Annotated in this window: 1 protein-coding gene; it reads left to right on the top strand. The window is 69.6% G+C overall.

Annotated features, from left to right (window positions below):
• The first annotated feature begins 142 nt into the window (after nt 1–142).
• A complete protein-coding gene (locus G3N93_RS40860; protein ID WP_206125272.1) occupies nt 143–805 on the top strand; it encodes a class I SAM-dependent methyltransferase in 663 nt (220 codons plus the stop codon).

Genomic DNA, 805 nt, shown 5'->3' with positions numbered 1-805 from the left:
ATGGCCGCGCATGCGGTCGAGCGCCGCCGCCGCCCGGCTTTCGGCGTCAACAGCGCGCCCGCGCGACGGCTGCTGGCCGCCGTGCCGGTCGGCTGGCTGTGATCCCTTCATCCCTTCGGCACCCTTCTGCAAAAGGAACGTCATGCTGCTCAAGAACCTGCGCCCGGCGAACGACTATGATCGCTTCGCCACCGAAACGCTCGAACCGTGGGACCTGCTGTTCATCAGCCGCATCCGCCAGCTCGCGCGCGGGATGACGCCCGGCGTGATCGCCGACATCGGCACGGCCACCGGCGTCGTGCCGGTGCGGCTCGCGACCGATCCGGCGATGCGCGGCTGGCGCTACGTCGGCATCGACCTCGATCCGGCGATGCTCGACGAAGGCCGCCCGCGCATCCATGAACTCGATCTCGACGACACGATCGAGATGCGCGTCGGCGACGCGCTCGCGCTGCCGTTCGACGACGGCACGCTGACGATGGCGGTCGGCCGCGCGACGCTGCACCACCTGCCGAACAAGGCACTCAGCCTCACCGAGATGTATCGCGTGCTGGAACCGGGCGGCATCGCGCTCGTGCACGACATGCGCCGCGACGCGCCGAAGCACCTGCTCGACCGCTTCACCGAGATGCGCGCCGCCGCCGACTATCCGCCGACCCACGTCGAGGAAAAGATCACGCTCGACGAAGCGCATGCGCTCGTCGCCGAAGCCGGCCTCGCGGAAGTCGCGTCGATCTACAGCCCGAGCGCGGGGCTCGGCGCGCTCGGCTTCGAGATCCTGCTGAAGAAACCGGCGCTGGCCTGA

The organism is Burkholderia sp. Se-20378, assembly GCF_017104665.1.
Classification (GTDB): domain Bacteria; phylum Pseudomonadota; class Gammaproteobacteria; order Burkholderiales; family Burkholderiaceae; genus Burkholderia; species Burkholderia lata.
The sequence above is the reverse complement of the archived record's forward strand: the minus strand, read 5'-3'. Positions and strand labels throughout refer to the sequence as shown.

Bases quoted from the DNA above. Each gene is read 5' to 3' on its own strand.
- G3N93_RS40860 (WP_206125272.1), top strand. From the start codon at position 143: ATGCTGCTCAAGAACCTGCGCCCGGCGAACGACTATGATCGCTTCGCC.